Below are 16,005 nucleotides of genomic sequence, written 5' to 3' on the forward strand. Positions count from 1 at the left end.
TCAGGCGGCACCGCGTCAGGAAAGTCCGACGAGATCGCCACGAATTCGCGACGAGATCCAGACGAAGAAATTACGAAGGCCCATTTCCACTGAAAAACAACAACTTGGAGAACGCCGGGAACAGCGCGGGGGGGCGTTCGGGCAACCGCATCACACCGATGTCGGCACCATCGCTGACCGCCATCGCCACGAACAGGTCACGCCCGTCAGCGCTGGCGCTGAGTCCGTTGCCGGCGCTGAGCCGTTCCGCATCCAGGCAGCGTTCCGGCTCCGCGCGGCCGGGCAGGATGCGCACGAAGGTGGTGCCACACGTGCTCGAAGTGCCGAGGTAACCGACGCCAGTGTTGCCGGCCACGGTCCAGGCCCGGTATCGCCAGCGGCTGGGCCGGTCATCGCTGATCTGCTGCACGCTGCCCGACGACAACGCGGCGTCGGCCGACCACAGGCCACCTGCGGCCAGGCGGGTGAACAACACGCGGCCACTGCTGCGGTCGAAGCGCGCCTGCGACACCCCTTCGATGCTGGCCAACCGGCGCCAGGGCTGGGTGCTGCGGTCGAACAGACTCAACCGGGTGCGCTGGTCGGCATCGCGCTCGACCACAAACAACTGCTCCGGCGACGCGCCATACAGGGCCTGCAGCGGCTGTTCGGCCGGGACCGGCAAAGGTTGCAGGCGTTCATCGCGTGGCGCGATCTCGTAGACCACCGTGCGCCCATGCGCGTCGCGGCCGACCACGAGCAGCTGGCGGCTGTCGGCCGACCAGTCCGGTGCCTGCCGCGCTTCCGGCCGCAGCCCTTCAATGGGGCGCAGCGAATCCGGCCGCTGCATGTCCGCCCACCACAGGGCGAAGCTGCCGGAGCGATCCGAGGTGAAGACCAGCTGGCGGCCATCCGGCGCTGCCATCGGCTGCCCATCGCGGCCACTGGATGCAAACAGGCGTTCGGGCGCGCCGCTGCCCTGCACCGGCACCTTGAACACGCCGAACTGCGCGCGCCGGTGGACGAAGGCCAGCATCCCGCCACGTCGCGACACGGCGGGCCACTGCGCATCATCCAGGCCGGCATCGCGCAGCGTGTGCCGCTCGACGTCCAGATAATAGAGCCGCGCCTCGCTGTCGACGCGGCGACCGAACACGATGGTGCGGCCATCGTCCAGCCAGGCCCATCCGCGCAGCTCTGCCGCCTCGTTGGTCAGCTGCTCGGGCTTACCGCCCGCGGCCGGCACCCGCCACAGATCGCCCAGCTGCGGATTGCGCACGAACACCAGCCATTGCCCATCGGGCGAGTAACGCGGTGCGTAGTCGAAGTCGTCCTGGTCGACGCTGTACGCCAGCGCGCGCCACTGACCACTGGCCAGGTCCAGCACGCGGATGCCACGGTGCGCGTAGCGCCCGACCATGCTGCCGAACACCAGGCCGCGACCATCGGGCGTCCAGTCGAAGCTGAGCAGCTCGGTGCCATCGCAGCGCGTGGCCTGGCGCAGGGCGCCACCGGTTGCGCTGGCGATCAGCACCTGGCAGCCAGCGTCGGCGGAGAACCGTGCGAAGGCAATTTCGCGACCATCCGGCGACCAGTTCGGGAATCGATCGACGGCACCGGCCGGCGGCGCCAGCAACTGGCGCGCCGGCGCGTTGCCGGAGGTCTGTACCTTGATCGCACCACCGCCATTGCCATCTTCGTTGGCGCCTTCATAGGCCACCAGCGAACCATCCGGTGACAGCGTGGGATAGGTTTCAAAGCCGCTGGTTGCGGTGATCAACCGATAGGGACGCTGGGGGCTGCCGATCACCCGCGTGCCGTTCTCCACGGCGGCCTCCACCGGCGAACTGCTGGCCGGTGCGCGGCGCAGCAGCAGCGTGGTCATCACCAGCAGCGTGGCCAGCATCAACACGCCCAGCGCCAGCAGCACGCGGCGGCGGACATGGCGCCAGCGGCGGCGCGATTCCCGCGCGCGCGCGGGCAGCACCGCAGCGGCGGCGAGTGCGGGCTGCACGTCCACACCTTCGTCGTCAGGCAAGCCCGCAGCCGACGGCTCCGCATCGTCCAGCGCCTGTACCGGCACCAGAAGCCGATAGCCGGTCTTGGCAATGGTCTCGATGTAGGCCTGACCGCTGTCGTCGTCGTTGCTGAACGCCTTGCGCAGCTGGGTAACGGCCTGGGTCAGCACATCGTTGGTCGGCAGCGTGTCCGGCCACACCTCGGCGAACAACTCGTCGCGGGTGACCACACGGCCCGGCTGCCGCAGCAGCACGCGCAGCACGCCCAGCGCCTTCGGCGTCAGCCGGCGCGGACGACGCGCACCGACGACCTCGACTTCGCGCGAGGACAGAGTGACGATGCACTCTCCTATCCGTATCCGATCGGACACGGGTGGCTGTATTTCGCTGCTGTTCATTTTCTGCTACACAGTAGAGACAGGTCCCGGGCAGTGTTTGCCTTCGTTACGGTCCCGTCCTGGGAACAGCGAAAAGCCAGACTCCGCACAAAGCATCGGCGCATACCGCAAAAACAATCGAGCGCGCGAATACTAGCCTATGCAAGTTACCTCGCCTATCGCGTGGTCGACATCAGGCTCTCTCTCGCCGACGCATTCACATAATTCGCGACATCATTCGCGCCCTCTTGGGCGCGAAATTTTTATCTGGCGTTCATTTTCACATGCGCCGCAGCATGGTCAATCCGACCAGCCGCGAAACCACCAAAGCCACGTACATCACGCCGGAAAACTGCTCCAGCATGACCAGTGCTCGTGCCTGTGGATGAAGCGGCACGACATCACTCAAGCCGACTCCAGACAGCAAGCTGAAGCTGAGATAAAGCAGCTCCATCCAACTGCGCTGCGCCTGCCCGCCGGTGCCCTGGAAACTGCCCGGATACCACTGCTGGCACACCGCGAACGCGAAGGCGAACGCCCACGCCAGCAGGGTGAAGGTTGCGCCAGCTGCGAACAGTTCGTCGCGGGTGACCTTGTGGTCCTGGAGCATGTAGGCAATCAGGGCGCCAGCCGTGTAGAAGTACAGCAGGCTCTCCAGCACCTGCGCGGTGGTCAGCAATGCGGTGCGATCAAGCAATGCGCCTGCCAACGAGAACACCACCGAGGGAATGGCCAGCAACAGCGCCAGCCAGGTGCCCAGCGGGCTGCGCTGGACCACCCACAGCGCCAGGCCGAGTACCGCCATGCCGAACATGCCAAGTGCCGCGCGGCCGGCGGCGGTGTCATCCAGCGCGGGATACAGCAGCACCGCCAGCAGCTGCGCGCCCAGCAACCAGGCCGAAGGATGCCGGCGGGCAATGGCCAGCCAACGGGTGGTCATGGCAACAGGCATGGTGTCCTTTCCCCGGGATGATGGGCGGAGGATAGCCGGGAGCGGCGTGATGAGCGGTAGTGCCGGCCGCGGGCCGGCACCACCGTCTGCGCATCACCCCTGGTGGTAGACCTCGGCACCCGCGGCGCGGAACTCCTCCGACTTCTCCTTCATGCCGGCCTCGGCGTAGTCACGCACATCCTGGGTGATCTTCATCGAACAGAAGTGCGGGCCGCACATCGAGCAGAAGTGCGACAGCTTGTGCGCATCCTTCGGCAGCGTTTCGTCATGGAACTCCCTGGCCTTCTCCGGATCCAGGCCAAGGTGGAACTGGTCTTCCCAGCGGAACTCGAAGCGCGCCTTGCTCAGTGCGTTGTCGCGTACCTGCGCGCCCGGATGGCCCTTGGCCAGGTCGGCCGCATGCGCGGCGATGCGGTAGGCCATGATGCCGTCACGCACGTCCTGGCGATTGGGCAGGCCGAGGTGTTCCTTCGGCGTCACGTAGCAGAGCATCGCCGTGCCGAACCAACCGATCATCGCCGCACCGATCGCGCTGGTGATGTGGTCGTAGCCCGGCGCGATGTCGGTGGTCAGCGGCCCCAGCGTGTAGAACGGCGCTTCGCCGCATTCGCGCAGCTGCTTGTCCATGTTCTCCTTGATCAGCTGCATCGGCACGTGGCCGGGGCCTTCGATCATGGTCTGCACATCATGCTTCCAGGCGATCTTGGTCAGCTCACCCAGCGTCTCCAGCTCACCGAACTGGGCCGCGTCGTTGGCATCGGCGATGCAGCCCGGGCGCAGGCCGTCACCCAGCGAGAAGGTCACGTCATAGGCCTTCATGATCTCGCAGATGTCTTCGAAGTGCGTGTAGAGGAAATTCTCCCTGTGGTGCGCCAGGCACCACTTGGCCATGATCGAACCACCACGGCTGACGATCCCGGTCACGCGCTTGGCGGTGAGCGGCACGTAGCGCAGCAGCACGCCGGCGTGGATGGTGAAGTAGTCCACGCCCTGCTCGGCCTGCTCGATCAGCGTGTCGCGGAAGATCTCCCAGGTGAGCGCTTCGGCGCGGCCGTCGACCTTCTCCAGCGCCTGGTAGATCGGCACGGTACCGATCGCCACCGGCGAGTTGCGGATGATCCACTCGCGGGTTTCGTGGATGTGCTTGCCGGTGGACAGGTCCATCACGGTGTCACCACCCCAGCGGATCGCCCACACCAGTTTCTCCACCTCTTCGGCAATGCCCGAGGACACCGCGCTGTTGCCGATGTTGGCGTTGATCTTGGTCAGGAAGTTGCGGCCGATGATCATCGGCTCGCTTTCCGGATGGTTGATGTTGTTGGGCAGCACCGCGCGGCCGCGCGCGATTTCATCGCGCACGAACTCCGGCGTGATGATCTTCTGGATCGAGGCGCCGAACGCCTCGCCCGGGTGCTGCTGCAGCAGGCCGGCATCGCGGATCGCGTCCAGCCGCTGGTTTTCGCGGATGGCGACGAATTCCATTTCCGGCGTGATGATGCCGCGGCGCGCATAGTGCATCTGGGTGACGTTCGCGCCTGCACGTGCACGTCGCGGCAGGCTGCGTGTGGGGAAGCGCACAGCATCGAGCTTCGGGTCGTGCTCGCGATCGCGGCCAAACGACGAACTCAGGCCGTCGAGCTGTTCGGTATCGCCGCGCTCCTCCACCCAGCCACGACGCAGCGCCGGCAGGCCCGCGGACAGATCGATACGCGCGTCCGGATCGGTGTACGGGCCCGACGTATCGTAGACCGTGACCGGTGCATTCTCCTCGCCGCCGAACAGCGTCGGCGTGCGGGTCAACGCGATCTCGCGCATCGGCACCTGCAGATCCGGACGCGAACCGGGTACGTGGATCTTGCGCGAGCCGGGAATGGGCCGGGTCACGGATTCGGAGAGTTGCTGGGCCTGTTGCTGCAGGGCGGAGAGCTGTGCGTTCATCGGGCATCGTCCAGGAAGGTCAGGGACGAAGCGGCGGCGCACTGCGACCGCGCACGGACGGTCCTTGGGCGGTGTCCGGGCACGGCTGCACTGCAAAGCTTCCCTACGCCGGTATGAGCCGGATCAGGTTCCAAGGGACTGTCTCAACCGTGGCCACATGGCCGCGGTACCCCCGCTTCTTGGCGTGCATTAGAGCATAGAGCGCCCGCTCCGGGAGTTGCCCCCGCGGTCAGTTCCGCTTTCCTGTGGAAAGCGGATCTGATCCGGATCGCTGTTCGTTAACAGAACCATGACGTCGCGTTCAGTAACGTGCACGTCCGTCGCCCTCCAGCGACCGATGCCTCCTTCGACGCCGACGCGGCCCCTGCCCGGTTCGCGCTGCATGCCGCCGGTCCTTCGCTGCAAGCTCTGCTCGCTCCCCTCAATCCCTTGATCGGAGAAGCTCCTTCATGGTGTTTCGCGTTTCCATCGCACTGGTTCTGCTGCTGGTGCTGCTTGCCGGTATTGCACCAGGCCCCTTCAATGCCGTGGTGCAGTCGATGCTGGCAGAAGTCATCCGCAGCGTCGGCTGGCTGTACCTGCTGGTGGTATTCCTGGCCCTGGTGTTCCTGATGTACCTGGCGTTCGGTCGCTTCGGCAACCTGCGCATCGGTGGCGAAGACGCCGAGCCCGAGTTCTCGCGAGCCAGCTGGATGTCGATGCTGTTCGCCGCCGGCATGGGCATCGGCCTGGTGTTCTGGGGCGCCGCCGAGCCCATTTCGCACTTCAGCAAGCCACCGGAAGGGCTTGCTCCGCAGAGCCTGGATGCGGCACGCGCCTCGATGCGCTATGCATTCTTCCACTGGGGCCTGCACCCGTGGGCCATCTATGCGCTGATCGGGCTGGCAATGGCCTGGTTCCAGTTCAACCGCAACGGCCGCGGCCTGGTCAGCGACATGCTGCAGCCGATCATCGGCCGCCACCATCGCGGCTGGATCGGTAGGGCGGTCAACATCGCTGCAGTGGTCGCCACCGCGATCGGTGTCGCGACTACGCTGGGCTTCGGCACCATCCAGATCGCCGCCGGCATCGAGCGCGTGTTCGGCGTGCAGGCTACCGTCGCAGTGCAGATGACCATCATTGCCGTCGCCTTCGTGCTGTATATGGCGTCCACCGCCAGTGGCGTGGAGCGAGGTGTGAAGTGGCTGTCCAATTTCAACCTGGCGTTGGCTGCCCTGCTGGCCGCCATCCTGCTGGTGCTGGGGCCGACCGGCTTCATCTTCGATACCTTCACCACCACGCTGGGCTCCTACCTCAACCAGCTGGTGACGATGAGCCTGCGCATGTCACCGTTCTCCGGCAGCACCTGGGTGGCGGACTGGACAATCTTCTACTGGGCCTGGTGGATCTCGTGGGCACCGTTCGTGGGGTCGTTCATCGCACGCATCTCGCGCGGCCGCAGCGTGCGCGAGTTCGTGATCGGCGTAGTGCTCGCGCCGACGCTGCTGGGCTTCTTCTGGTTCGCGGTATTCGGCGGCACCGCGCTGTGGGCACAGATCTTCGGCCATGCCGACCTGGTGCAGGCGCTGGGCAATGGCTACGAGACCGTGCTGTTCACGCTGTTCGACAGCATGCCGCTGCCGCTGCTGCTGTCGTGCATCGCACTGGTACTGCTGATGATCTTCTTCGTGACCTCGGCCGACTCGGCGGTACTGGTGCTGGCCAGCATGTCCACTGACGAAGCAGGCGATCCTCCGTTGAAGCGCAAGCTGGCCTGGGGCATCGCGGTGGCGTTGATCGCAGCGGCCTTGCTGCTGGCCGGTGGCCTGGATGCACTGCAGGGCATGATCACGATTGCGGCGTTGCCATTCGCGCTGCTGATGGTGCTGGTGATGGTGTCGCTGTACCGCGTGCTCGACCAGGAGTACACGCGTGAGCGGCGGCAGGCGCAGCGCCAGCGGCACATGATCGATGCGTGGATCGCACGCGAGATGGCGGCACAGGAGGAGACGCAGGCCGAGGCCGCGCGCGCGCACGATCAGGATTGAGGGTGTTTTGCAGCCTGCGGCTGCACCGCTTTTTTCAAGCAACGGCAACGTCTAAACCGGCTCTGGGATGCTGAGGGTTTGGCGGGGCGGTGTGGGTGGGCAGGACACGCCGTGAACCCATCCTTGGGGGCTCGATGGCGCCATCCATGGCGCCAACGGTCCTGCCCACCCACACCGCCCCACGCCCGACAGATTTTCGGTGACGGTTGGTTCTTCACGCCATGCGTGGATGAGGTGTATCGGAAAACAAGAAGGGGTCGGATCCGTTTTCCTGCGGAAAACGGATCCGACCCCAACCATCAGCACGCGGCTGTTGCTGTTGCTGTTGCTTTTGATCTTCTTTTTTCTTCCTGCGGTGGCGGCCGCAGAAAACTGTCAGAGGCCGGGTGGGTGGGCTGGGCGGGGGTGTCAGCCGCATGGATGCGGCTGCCAAGCCTACAAGGACGTACTTGCGGCGTCCCCCGAACAGCCTACCCACCCGGCCCAACAAGCTATTCCGCTTCTGAACCCACCGCAGAGGGGGCTCAGCCCGGTGGCCGGGAACCCTCAATACCCCGCCGCCTGCCCATCCTTGCGACTCTCCGAAGCTCCGTAATAAACCCCGCTCTCGGGGTCGCGCATGATCGCCTGGTACCCGCCATACGGGCCATCGGCGAACACGATGCGATGCCCCTTGCGCATCAGCGCACGCACCGTCTCGTACGGGAAGCCGGTTTCCAGATTCACTTCACCACCGTCGGTCATCGCCGTGGCCTGTCCGGTCGGTTCGGTCGAGCCCTCGTGCTGGATGCGCGGTGCGTCACCGGCTTCCTGCAGGTTCATGCCGAAATCCACCAGGTTCATCACAATCTGCGCGTGGCCCTGCGGCTGCATCGCGCCGCCCATCACGCCGAAGCTGGCGTACGGCTTGCCGCCCTTGGTGATGAACGCCGGGATGATCGTCTGGAACGGCCGCTTGCCCGGTGCATAGCCGTTGGGATGGTTCTTCTGCAGCACGAACATCTCGCCACGATCCTGCAGGATGAAGCCCAGCCCCGGCGGCGCCATGCCGCTGCCCATGCCGCGGTAGTTGGACTGGATCAACGACACCATCATGCCGTCGGCGTCGGCCACGGTCATGTAGATCGTGTCGCCTTCTTCCAGCTGCTTCGGCGTGCCCGGCTGCACTTCCTTCAGCGCCTTGTCCATCGAGATCAGTGCGCGGCGCTGCGCGGCGTATTCCTTGGAGATCAGCTTCTGCACCGGCGCCGGCTGGAAGGCCATGTCGGCATAGAAGCGCGCACGGTCGGCGAAGGCCAGCTTCTTCGCTTCGACGAACAGGTGCACGTGCTCGGGTGAACCGAACGGGATCTTCGAGAAATCGTAGCCTTCCAGCACGTTGAGGATCTGCAGGGCGGCGATGCCCTGGCTGTTCGGCGGCAGCTCCCACACGTCGTAGCCACGGTAGTTGCTGCTGACCGGTTCGACCCACTCACCATGGTGGTCGGCCATGTCCTGGTAGCTCAGGTAGCCACCATTGGCCTTGAAGTAGTCGCCGATGGTGTGGGCAATGGCGCCCTTGTAGAAGGCATCGCGTCCGCCGTCGGCAATCTGCTGCAGGGTGCTGGCCAGGTTCGGGTTCTTCCACATCTCGCCCTTGCGCGGGGCGTGGCCGTTGATCGTGAACTGCTCCTTGAAGCCCGGGTACTGCGACAGCTTGGGCACCGAGCGGTCCCAGTAGTAGGCGATCACCTCGGCGACGGGATGGCCCTCGCGCGCGTAGCGGATGGCCGGCGCCAGGTTGTCGGCCATCGGCTTGCGGCCGAAGCGGTCGTGCAGCGCGAACCAGCCGTCGACCGCGCCGGGCACGGAGACCGGCAGCGGGCCGGTAGCCGGGATGTCCTTCAGGCCACGTCGCTGGAACTCGGCCAGGGTCAGCGACTTCGGCGAGCGCCCCGAACCGTTGTAGCCGTAGAGCTTCTGCGTCTTCGGGTCCCAGACGATGGCGAACAGGTCGCCACCGATGCCGTTGCCGGTCGGCTCCATCAGGCCAAGCGCGGCGTTGGCGGCGATCGCCGCGTCCACCGCCGAGCCTCCCCCCTTCATCACGTCCAGTGCAATCTGGGTAGCCAGCGGCTGCGAGGTAGCGGCCATCGCATGCGGGGCGATCACCTCCGAACGGGTGGCAAAGGTGTGGCCGGTGATGCGGTCGGCGGCCGAAGACAGTGCGGGCACAGCGGCCAGTACAGCGGCGGCCAGCAGGGAACGGGCAAGGCGTCGGGACACGGTCGGGTTCCGATGGAAGGGTGGTCCCCCGATCTTCGCCGCTGCGGCCATCCTGGGGTATCGGGCAGAGGTCATGGACGTTGATCCTGGGGTGGGTGTGCAAGGTCCGCACCCAGCAAGGCGAGGATCCGCCGGATTCCGCGCAAAAACCCCCCTGAAAGGAGTGAATTCCGGTTCACCGAAACACTTTCAGCGGCAACCATCCTTGTGCCACAGGCGATTGCGCCGGATGCAACGGAAACCAACAAGAATTCCGTCGCGAGGGTTGACATCGCCAAAACGGCTGTGTTTCTCTCGATCACATGTTGCATCACAACACGCCACCGCGAACCCACAACGAAGCCGCCGACATCGGCGCCGCCTCGCTGCGTTCGATTCTTGTGCTCGTACTTATTACCCAACCAACAGGTGCGGGACGAGCCAGCGTGTAAGCAACGAATACACCGGAACTCTTCAAAAACCCGCACCCGCCCCGGTGCGGGTTTTTTCATTTCAGAACCTGGTTTCAGACGCAACCACCATGCACAACGCCCAACGCAAAACCCGGACCCACACCGCCGCCACGCCTCGTGGTGGCTGTGCCTGCGCGGCGCATGGTGCCTCCTCCACCGCTTTCCCCTGACCGGCCGGTACGTCACCTCGACGACCGGCCGTTCTTTTTTTCTTCCCACCGCAAGGAACCTCCCCCATGAGCACCAACGACCTGCCCCAGACCAAGATCGCCGTCATCGGCTACGGCAGCCAGGGCCGCGCCCACGCACTGAACCTGCGCGAATCCGGCTTCGACGTGGTGGTAGGCCTGCGTCCGGGCGGCCCGACCGAAGTCAAGGCACAGGCCGACGGCTTCACCGTGAAAGCACCGGCCGACGCGGTGAAGGATGCGGACCTGGTCGCCGTGCTGACCCCGGACATGGTGCAGAAGAAGCTCTACGACGACGTGCTGGCGCCGAACATGAAGCAGGGTGCGGTGCTGCTGTTCGCGCACGGCCTGAACGTGCACTTCGACATGATCAGGCCGCGCGACGACCTGGACGTGGTGCTGGTTGCGCCCAAGGGCCCGGGCGCGCTGGTGCGCCGCGAGTACGAGATCGGCCGTGGCGTGCCCTGCATCTGGGCGGTCTACCAGGACAAGAGCGGCAAGGCGGCCGAGTACGCACTGGCCTATGCGGCCGGCCTCGGCGGTGCACGCGCCAACCTGATCCAGACCACCTTCAAGGAAGAGACCGAGACCGACCTGTTCGGCGAGCAGGCGGTGCTGTGCGGCGGTGCCTCGGCACTGGTGCAGGCCGGTTTCGAGACCCTGGTCGAAGCGGGCTACCAGCCGGAGATCGCCTACTACGAAGTGCTGCACGAACTGAAGCTGATCGTCGACCTGTTCTATGAAGGCGGTATCTCGCGCATGCTGGAATTCATCTCCGAGACCGCGCAGTACGGGGACTACGTCAGCGGCCCGCGGGTGATCGACGCCGGCACCAAGGCGCGCATGAAGGAAGTGCTGAAGGACATCCAGGACGGCACCTTCACCAAGAACTGGGTGGCCGAGTACGAAGCGGGCCTGCCGAACTACAACCGGTTCAAGCAGGCCGACCTGGAGCACCCGATCGAGAAGGTGGGCAAGGAACTGCGCGCCAAGATGGTCTGGTTGCAAGGACAGGCCGCGTAACCGCGCGGCCCTCCCCCACCCGCTTTGCAAGGTTCCCCCATGAACTCTTCCACACACCGCAGCGCGCCGCCCAACGGCGCGCGCTGGCTGACCCAGGCGCTGGAAGCCGAAGGCATCCGCACGCTGTTCGGCTATCCCGGCGGCACCATCATGCCGTTCTACGACGCGCTGGTGGATTCGTCGCTGAAGCACATCCTGGTGCGCCACGAGCAGGGTGCCGCACTGGCGGCGAATGGATTCGCCCGCGCCAGCGGCCAGGTCGGCGTCTGCGTGGCCACCTCCGGCCCGGGCGCCTCCAACCTGGTCACCGGCATTGCCGATGCGATGCTGGATTCGGTGCCGATGGTCTGCATCACCGGCCAGGTCGCCACGCCGCTGCTGGGTACTGACGCTTTCCAGGAACTGGATGTGTTCGGCCTGACCATGCCGATCGTCAAGCACAGCTGGCTGGTGCGCAGCGTCGACGACCTGCCGCGCGTGGTCGCCGATGCCTTCCGTGTCGCCCGCGAGGGCCGGCCCGGCCCGGTGCTGATCGACCTGCCCAAGGACGTGCAGCTGGCCGATGCCAGCCACCTGCCGGCGCACGTGCCGAGCAGCGTCGAGCCGCCACCTGCGCCGGCCGAAGCGGCCATCGCCGAAGCCATCGCCGCACTGGCAGCCGCCGAGAAGCCGGTGGTCTACGCCGGTGGCGGCATCGCGCTGGGCGATGCGGTGCAGGACCTGCGCGACTTCGTCGAAGCCAGCGCCATCCCCACCGTGATGACCCTGCGTGGCCTGGGCGCGCTGCCGGCCAGCCATCCGCAGTCACTGGGCATGCTGGGCATGCACGGTACCCGCGCGGCCAACATGGCGGTGCAGGAAAGCGACCTGCTGCTGGTGCTGGGTGCACGCTTCGACGACCGCGCCACCGGCAAGCTGGCCGAGTTCGCACCGTTCGCCCGCGTCGTCCATATCGATGCCGACGCCTACGAGATCTCCAAGCTGCGCAGCGCCGATGTCGCCGTGCCTGGCAACGTCGGCCATGCCATCCGTGCCCTGCGTGCGGCCTTCCCCTCCCCCAAGGCCCATCAGGACGCGTGGCGCAGGCGTTGCGCGCAGCACCGCGACCGCTTCTCGGCACGCTACGACGCACCGGGCCAGCACATCTACGCCCCGGCGCTGCTGAAGCGCCTGAGCGAGCTGGCCCCGGCCGATGCGGTGATCGCCTGCGATGTCGGCCAGCACCAGATGTGGGTGGCGCAGCACTGCCGCTTCAACCACCCGCGCAACCACCTGACCAGTGGCGCGCTGGGCACCATGGGCTTCGGCCTGCCGGCGGCGATGGGTGCGCAGTTCGCATGCCCGGAGCGCACCGTGGTGCTGGTGTCCGGCGACGGCAGCTTCATGATGAACGTGCAGGAGCTGGCGACCATCGCGCGTTGCCGCCTGCCGGTGAAGATCGTGCTGCTGGACAACAGTTCGCTGGGCATGGTGCGGCAGTGGCAGGAACTGTTCTTCGCCGAGCGTTACAGCGAGATCGACCTGTCCGACAACCCGGACTTCGTGGCGCTGGCACAGGTGTTCGGCATCGCCGCCACCCGCATCGACAACCGCGACGACGTGGAAGGCGGCCTGGCCGCGCTGCTGGCCGAACCGGGCCCGGCCCTGCTGCACGTGGCCATCGATGCACGTGCCAACGTGTGGCCACTGGTGCCGCCGAACACCGCCAACAGCACGATGCTGGAAAGCAACCCCGCCCATGCCCGCCAGGAGACCCCCAATGCAATACCGGCTTGACCTGGTGCTGCACCCGGCCGAAGGCGCGCTGCTGCGCGTGATCGGCATGGCCGAACGCCGCGGCTTCGCACCGCGCGCGATCAGCGGTGCGCCGGTGGCCGACGACGATGGCCGCTGGCACCTGCAGCTGGTGGTGGATGGCCAGCGCCCGGCGGAAACGCTGTGCCGGCAGATCGAGAAGATCTACGACTGCGTGTCCGTGCAGGTCACTGCCGTGGAAGGAGCATCCGTATGAACACCCGTACCGTAGTGACCACGGTGCCGGTACGGAGGCGTCTTCTTCGCCGCCCGTGCCCGCATGCGGCGGTCGCCCGCACCGCGCTGGTGGCCCATGCCGGCCGCTGATGCCAGCCAGGAAAGCGATGTCGGCGACGTAAGCGTCGCCGACGTACTGGCGGCGCAGGCCCGGCTGCGCCGCTTCCTGCCGCCTACCCCGCTGCACCATGCCGAGCGCTTCGGCACCTGGCTGAAGCTGGAGAACCTGCAGCGCACCGGGTCCTACAAGGTACGCGGCGCGTTGAACGCGCTGCTGGCCGGCCGCGAGCGCGGCGATACCCGGCCGGTGATCTGCGCCTCGGCCGGCAACCATGCCCAGGGCGTGGCGTGGGCGGCCTACCGCCTGGACGTGCCGGCCATCACCGTGATGCCGCATGGCGCACCGGCCACCAAGATCGCCGGCGTCGCCCACTGGGGCGCGACCGTTCGCCAGCACGGCACCAGCTACGACGAGGCCTACGCCTTCGCGGTCGAACTGGCACAGCGACACGGCTACCGCTTCCTGTCCGCGTTCGACGACGCCGATGTGATCGCGGGCCAGGGCACGGTCGGCATCGAGCTGGCCGCACACGCGCCGGACGTGGTGATCGTGCCGATCGGCGGCGGTGGACTGGCCTCCGGCGTTGCACTGGCGCTGAAATCGCAGGGCGTGCGCGTGATTGGCGCGCAGGTGGAAGGCGTCGATTCGATGGCACGTGCGATCCGCGGCGACGTGCGCGAGATCGCCCCGGTTGCCTCTCTGGCCGACGGCGTGCGGGTGAAGATTCCCGGCTTCCTGACCCGCCGCCTGTGCACCTCGCTGCTGGACGATGTGGTGATCGTGCGCGAGGCCGAACTGCGCGAAACGCTGGTCCGGCTTGCGCTGGAGGAACACATCATCGCCGAGGGCGCGGGCGCGTTGGCGCTGGCGGCCGGCCGCCGCGTCGCCGGCCGCCGCAAGTGTGCGGTGGTGTCCGGCGGCAACATCGATGCCGGTGTCCTGGCCGGCCTGCTCACCGACATCCGTCCGCGCCCGCCACGCAAACCGCGGCGACGGCGCAGCGAAACCCCGCGCTCGCCGACCAAGGCCAGCGCCCTCGCCTCCCCCGCCTCTTCCCCTTCCCCCCTGCAAGCCGTCGCACCCGCTGTCGAGGAGATTTCCCTGTGACCACCATCGAACGAATTACCACCCCGCGCATCCGCATCTTCGACACCACCCTGCGTGACGGCGAGCAGTCCCCCGGCTGCAGCATGAGCCCGCCGCAGAAGCTGGTGATGGCGCGTGCGCTGGACGAACTGGGCGTGGACATCATCGAGACCGGCTTCCCGGCCAGCTCGCAATCCGACCGCGAGGCGATGGCGATGATCGGCCGCGAACTGCGCCGCCCGAGCCTGAGCCTGGCGGTGCTGTCGCGCTGCCTGCAGGCCGATATCGAGACCTCCGCACGTGCACTGGAAGCGGCAGCCAACCCGCGCCTGCACGTGTTCCTGTCGACCAGCCCGCTGCACCGCGAGCACAAGCTGCGGATGACCCGCGAGCAGGTGCTGGAGTCGGTACGCAAGCACGTCTCGTTGGCCCGTTCCTACATCGACGACGTCGAGTTCTCGGCCGAGGATGCCACCCGCACCGAGCTGGACTACCTGATCGAGGTTTCGCGCGTGGCCATTGCCGCCGGCGCCACCACCATCAACCTGCCCGACACCGTCGGCTTCACCACGCCGGAAGAAATCCGCGCGATGTTCCAGCAGGTCATCGCCGGCGTCGCCGACGTGCCGAACGCGGCCAACGTGATCTTCAGCGCGCACTGCCACAACGACCTGGGCCTGGCGGTGGCCAACTCGCTGGCCGCCATCGAAGGCGGTGCACGCCAGGTCGAGTGCACCATCAACGGCATCGGCGAGCGCGCCGGCAACTGTTCGCTGGAAGAGATCGCGATGGTGCTGAAGGTCCGCCAGGCCTTCTACGAACAGGACAGTTCGATCAACACCCCACGCATCGTCGGCACTTCGCAGCTGCTGCAGCGTCTGGTCGGCATGCCGGTACAGCGCAACAAGGCCATCGTCGGTGCCAACGCGTTCGCCCATGAATCGGGCATCCACCAGCACGGCATGCTGCGCCACCGCGGCACCTACGAAATCATGCGTCCGGAAGACGTGGGCTGGGAAGATTCGCAGATGGTGCTGGGCCGCCACAGTGGCCGCGCCGCCGTCGAAGCGCGCCTGCGTGCGTTGGGCTTCTGGCTGGACGAAGACGAACTGAAGCTGGTGTTCGAGCAGTTCAAGGGCCTGTGCGAACAGCAGCGCGTGGTCACCGATGCCGACCTGCAGACGTTGATGCAGGGCGGCTCCAACGCGCAGGGCTACCGCCTGGCCTCGATGACCATCAGCGACGTCGGCAGCCGCGCCAACGCGCTGGTCGAACTGTCCGACCCGGATGGCAACCGTGTGGCCGAGACCGCGCAGGGCGACGGCCCGGTCGATGCGCTGTTCGGCGCGCTGTCGGCCGCCACCGGCGTGCAGCTGATGCTGGACAGCTATCACGTGCACAGCGTCGGCATCGGTGCCGATGCGCGTGGCGAAGCCAACCTGAGTGTGCGCCATGACGGCGTGGAGTACGACGGCACCGGCACCAGCAAGGACATCATCGAAGCCTCCGCGCTGGCCTGGCTGGATGTGGCCAACCGCCTGCTGCGCCAGCGTCAGGCCGCCGTCCACAGCAGCACCGACGTTCCCGCTTCCGCCACCGCCTGAGGAT

Annotated in this window: 10 protein-coding genes and 1 riboswitch; of the genes, 6 read left to right on the forward strand and 4 right to left on the reverse strand. The window is 66.7% G+C overall.

Annotated elements, in window-relative coordinates; all coding sequences use genetic code 11:
* Positions 1 to 70: 70 nt before the first annotated feature.
* From AC5P7I_RS02365 to thiC, 3 genes are all read right to left on the reverse strand, one after another.
* On the reverse strand, positions 71 to 2,395 hold the full coding sequence (locus AC5P7I_RS02365) for a winged helix-turn-helix domain-containing protein (RefSeq protein ID WP_262088118.1): 2,325 nt from the start codon (positions 2,393 to 2,395) through the stop codon (positions 71 to 73).
* A 259-nt stretch (positions 2,396 to 2,654) separates the two neighbouring features.
* Positions 2,655 to 3,326 carry an ion channel gene (locus AC5P7I_RS02370; RefSeq protein ID WP_142235200.1) on the reverse strand — a complete coding sequence of 224 codons (672 nt, stop codon included), beginning with the start codon at positions 3,324 to 3,326 and terminating at the stop codon, positions 2,655 to 2,657.
* A gap of 93 nt (positions 3,327 to 3,419) precedes the next feature.
* Positions 3,420 to 5,264: a phosphomethylpyrimidine synthase ThiC gene (gene thiC, locus AC5P7I_RS02375; protein ID WP_032955989.1), complete on the reverse strand. Its 1,845-nt coding sequence runs from the start codon at positions 5,262 to 5,264 to the stop codon at positions 3,420 to 3,422.
* Positions 5,265 to 5,346: 82 nt separating this feature from the next.
* A riboswitch (TPP riboswitch) is annotated at positions 5,347 to 5,448 on the reverse strand.
* A gap of 265 nt (positions 5,449 to 5,713) precedes the next feature.
* Here thiC and AC5P7I_RS02380 point away from each other — a divergent pair.
* Complete coding sequence (locus AC5P7I_RS02380) at positions 5,714 to 7,291, forward strand: BCCT family transporter (RefSeq protein WP_075076028.1); 1,578 nt, start codon at positions 5,714 to 5,716, stop codon at positions 7,289 to 7,291.
* A 546-nt stretch (positions 7,292 to 7,837) separates the two neighbouring features.
* Here the strand turns inward: AC5P7I_RS02380 and ggt are convergent.
* Entirely contained in the window at positions 7,838 to 9,556 is a 1,719-nt protein-coding gene (gene ggt / locus AC5P7I_RS02385; RefSeq protein WP_046432417.1) for a gamma-glutamyltransferase, read from the reverse strand.
* Between the two features lie 688 nt (positions 9,557 to 10,244).
* Here ggt and ilvC point away from each other — a divergent pair.
* From ilvC to AC5P7I_RS02410, 5 genes are all read left to right on the forward strand, one after another.
* Positions 10,245 to 11,219 (forward strand): ketol-acid reductoisomerase, encoded by a 975-nt coding sequence (gene ilvC / locus AC5P7I_RS02390; RefSeq protein ID WP_014648333.1) that lies wholly within the window; start codon positions 10,245 to 10,247, stop codon positions 11,217 to 11,219.
* 39 nt (positions 11,220 to 11,258) lie between these two features.
* Entirely contained in the window at positions 11,259 to 12,995 is a 1,737-nt protein-coding gene (gene ilvG / locus AC5P7I_RS02395) for an acetolactate synthase 2 catalytic subunit (RefSeq protein ID WP_014648334.1), read from the forward strand.
* Positions 12,979 to 13,230 carry an ACT domain-containing protein gene (locus AC5P7I_RS02400; protein ID WP_014648335.1) on the forward strand — a complete coding sequence of 84 codons (252 nt, stop codon included), beginning with the start codon at positions 12,979 to 12,981 and terminating at the stop codon, positions 13,228 to 13,230. Before ilvG ends, AC5P7I_RS02400 begins: the two co-directional genes overlap by 17 nt.
* A 96-nt stretch (positions 13,231 to 13,326) precedes the next feature.
* Complete coding sequence (locus tag AC5P7I_RS02405) at positions 13,327 to 14,418, forward strand: threonine dehydratase (RefSeq protein ID WP_049420878.1); 1,092 nt, start codon at positions 13,327 to 13,329, stop codon at positions 14,416 to 14,418.
* Complete coding sequence (locus AC5P7I_RS02410; RefSeq protein WP_111206940.1) at positions 14,415 to 16,001, forward strand: 2-isopropylmalate synthase; 1,587 nt, start codon at positions 14,415 to 14,417, stop codon at positions 15,999 to 16,001. Before AC5P7I_RS02405 ends, AC5P7I_RS02410 begins: the two co-directional genes overlap by 4 nt.
* Positions 16,002 to 16,005: the final 4 nt, after the last annotated feature.

Source organism: Stenotrophomonas sp. YJH_SMC_138 (assembly GCF_059369855.1).